This is a genomic window from Cryobacterium flavum, from assembly GCF_900103805.1.
Taxonomy (GTDB): Bacteria; Actinomycetota; Actinomycetes; order Actinomycetales; family Microbacteriaceae; genus Cryobacterium; species Cryobacterium flavum.
The window spans coordinates 1-3,349 of record NZ_FNIB01000034.1 but is presented as its reverse complement, the minus strand read 5'-3'; the positions used below and the strand labels follow the sequence as shown (position 1 = coordinate 3,349).

Here is a 3,349-nt window from a genome sequence, read left to right as displayed (position 1 = left end):
GATGGGGGTTGTAATGGTGCTGGTCAGACGGGTTTTAGGGGTTGAGATGTCGGCATAGTTATAGGGCTGTGAGCCAGGCGAGGATGCTTGGTTCGGGATGGTAGTTGCCGGGAGTGACACCGGGCGGTCTGGTCCGTTCGATGGCGGCTTGCTTGATCGCCATGTCGGCGTGGAGGTAGGCGTCGGTGCTGTGCGTGTCGGCGTGACCGAGCCAGAGCGCGATGACGGCGATGTCGACCCCGCCAGCTAGGAGATTCATCGCCGTGGTGTGACGCAGGGTGTGCATTGTGACGTGCTTGCCGGCGAGGCTGGAGCTTGTGGTTCTCGCAGTGTCCAGATGTTTGGCGAGGCGGTGCTCGAGTGCATCGCGGGAGAGCGCTTGTCCATGAGGACCGCAGAACATCGCAGTTCCGGGTCGGGCCGCCCGTTCGGCGAGGTAGTGCTTCATGGTGTTCACGGTGGTGCGGGTCAGCGGGGTGGAGCGCTGGCGTCGGCCTTTGCCGGTGCAGGTGATTTGAGGCCCAGCGCCGAGGTGAATGTCGTTGAGCGTCAGTGCGCAGATTTCACTGATCCGAAGGCCGGTCTGCACTGCCATGGCCAGTAACGCGTAGTCGCGCCGCCCGGTCCAAGTCTGGTTATCGGGAGCTGCGAGCAGAACGTCGACTTCTTCAGGGGTGAGGAACTCGATGACCGGTCTGGTGGCGCGTTTGGGAGGGATCGCGAGGACCTGCGTGATCGTGGCGGCGTGCTCGGGGTGGTCGGGAAGTGCGCGACTGAGCACGGCTCGGATCGCGGTCAGTCGGGTGTTGCGGGTCTTGGCGTTGTTGCCGCGGTCGTGTTCGAGGTGGTCGAGGAATCCAGTGACGTTCGTAGCGGTGAGCGCATCGAAATCGACTCTTTCTGTGGGAACACCGAGCGTGGCGGTCAGGTGTTTGAGGAGCATCCGCCAGGTGTCGCGGTAGGAGGCGATCGTGTTGCTGGAGAGGTCCCGCTGGGTGCGGGCGAAGGTCGTGAAGTAGGTTTGCAGGCTCGTGGCCAGGGTATTCATGATGATTCTCCTTCGGTGGGAGCAGGGTCGAGCATGCCGGCAGCCAGTGCCATCAGCTCGCCGGTCGCGGTCAGATACCAGTAGGTGTGGGCGGCATCGGAGTGCCCAAGCCAGGTTGCGAGCAACGACAGCACCCTCTCGGGGTCGCCGCCGTGGGCGTAGGCCGCGGTCATGTGCGCGGTGGCGAAGGTGTGCCGCAGGTCGTGGAGCCGGGGCCGTGCTCTGCCGCGCGGGGTGAGTCCGGCCGTCTCCCGAACCCGTTTGAACAGGGGGAAGAAGGAGACGTAGAGGTATCCGGTCCCCTGGGAAGTCACGAAGACGGGGCCGTGCGGGTCAGGGCTGGTGGCAGTCCTTGCCGGGAGATCGATGTACTGCCTGAGCGCTGCCGTCGTCGACGCGTGCACGGGAACGAGCCGCTCGTCTGATTTCGCTGCCTTGATCACCAGCACGTCGTTGCGCTGATCGATGTCATCGATTCGAAGGTTCAACGCCTCGCTGATCCGCAGCCCCGTTGCGGCGAGCAAGCCAATGACGGTGCGCACGGTCTCAGCGACCCGCTCGTCGGCGAACTCCCCAGCGCAGGCAGCGAGCAACGCATCGACGTCGCCTTGGCTGTAAATGTAGGGCACTGCCCGGGGTTTCTTCGCTGACAGTAGGCCACTGGGGATGATGGGGACGTCGACACCGTTCGCGTTGAGGTGTGCGGCGAATCGGCGCACCAGCGACAGGCGTGTCGCCCACCACGACGGGTGCGCGTCAGGGTTCAGTCGTGCCCACGTGACGGCATCGTCGATGGTGAACGTCGCCGTCTGGCCTCGAGATTCGAGCCAGCCGCAAAATAACCCGACCTGCCGCTCAATGTCGTTCAGCTGGAATCCCAGGGCTCGGCGCATCGCCAGATACTCCTCCAGGCGTTCACGCAGCGTCGTCATCGCGGCACCTGGCCGAAGGGGACCGCCAGAGCGCGCAGGGATACGAGATCGACCTTCGCGTAAGCCATCGTGGTCACGGTGTAAACGTGGCCCAGGAGTTCCTTCGCCTCGGTCAAGGTGCCGCCGGCGGCCAGGACGTCCATCGCGGCGGTATGCCGTAGCCGGTGGGCATAGATCCGGTCGACGCCCGCCAAATCCGACAACCGGGCAATGATTCCCGAGACCCCCGAGGGTGTCATCCTCCTGCGCGGTGCCTTCATGCGGACGAACACCCCACGATCGAGTGCCGGGGGACGCGCCCGCAACCACGCTTCCAATGCTTCGCCGACATCGACCGGGATCGGCAGCGTGTGCTCGCGGCCCTTCCCACTGACCTTGAGCTGCCCTGCAGTCCAATCGATATCGTCGAGGGTGAGGCGGGCGGCTTCGCCGGCGCGCAGGCCAAGCCGCACGAGGATCGTGACCACTGCCCGGTCTCGTGCGCCGATCGCGGTGACCGGGTCGCACACGCTCAACAGTGCAGCGACCTGGTCCGCGCCGACCCCGCGAGGCAGGGCCCGTCTCGTTCCCGGAGGTTTCAGGACCCCAGCTGTCGGATCCCGCCTGATCCGCCCCGTGCTCAACGCCCACCGCAGCAAGCAACGAACCGCATCGACGATGTGAGCACGAGTGACGACACCGTGTGGGCGGCCCCGCTCAGCGACGTAAGCGTTGACGACCGGTGCGCCCAGACGGAACCACTCGACAGTGCCGTCTGGCGTCGCTACCACGTCCACGAGTCCGGCCCCGTAGTAGCAGCGGGCGTCGATGGTTTTCTCGAGCAGCCCGCGGTCGTCCCGCATCCACGTGCGCCACTCGGTCACTGCGGTCTGCGCTTCGGTGACCGCACACACCTCGTTCTCGCTCGCGGCGAAGTATCCCGCCGCGATCAAGAACCTGCGCATCGTGCCCATGCACGTGGTCACCGAGGCCGCCACCACGGCTCGCGAACGCTCCGAAGCCACGAACCGGTCAAGCAATGCCTGCCCGACCTGGTCGGTGCCCGCGCCCTCCGCCTGCATCCACAGGCTCAGCCGCACAAGCAAGTTCACGATGCCAGCCGCTGAACCTGGCGAGTACCCCTGTTCAGACAACCAGGATGAACACTCGGCCAACACCCCTGGAGCCAACGGCCCCACCGGAACACGCGGAATCGGATCCACATGCGGCCGAGCTGTGGGCGATTTCTTCGTCACGGCTCTCACCTCCAGACACTCTGTACCTGAAGCATGACCGCAGATCAACTATGCCGACATCTCAACCCCGAAAATCTCATCTGACCAGCACCATTACAATCACCATCGGCATAGCCCCAACGTCGGCATAGGAC

3 protein-coding genes are annotated in these 3,349 nt (G+C 64.9%); all 3 read right to left on the bottom strand.

The features are described from left to right. Positions 1 to 58: 58 nt before the first annotated feature. Genes BLS91_RS19325 through BLS91_RS19315 form a run of 3 tightly spaced genes read right to left on the bottom strand, consistent with a single transcriptional unit; the run spans position 59 to position 3,071 of the window. Positions 59 to 1,048: a tyrosine-type recombinase/integrase gene (locus tag BLS91_RS19325; RefSeq protein WP_092342693.1), complete on the bottom strand. Its 990-nt coding sequence runs from the start codon at positions 1,046 to 1,048 to the stop codon at positions 59 to 61. Then, positions 1,045 to 1,980, bottom strand: coding sequence for a tyrosine-type recombinase/integrase (locus BLS91_RS19320; RefSeq protein WP_092342691.1), 936 nt, complete (start codon positions 1,978 to 1,980; stop codon positions 1,045 to 1,047). Before BLS91_RS19320 ends, BLS91_RS19325 begins: the two co-directional genes overlap by 4 nt. Continuing rightward, positions 1,977 to 3,071, bottom strand: a complete 1,095-nt coding sequence (locus BLS91_RS19315) for a tyrosine-type recombinase/integrase (RefSeq protein WP_198412742.1) — start codon at positions 3,069 to 3,071, stop codon at positions 1,977 to 1,979. The genes BLS91_RS19320 and BLS91_RS19315 overlap by 4 nt, the downstream gene beginning before the upstream one ends. Positions 3,072 to 3,349: the final 278 nt, after the last annotated feature.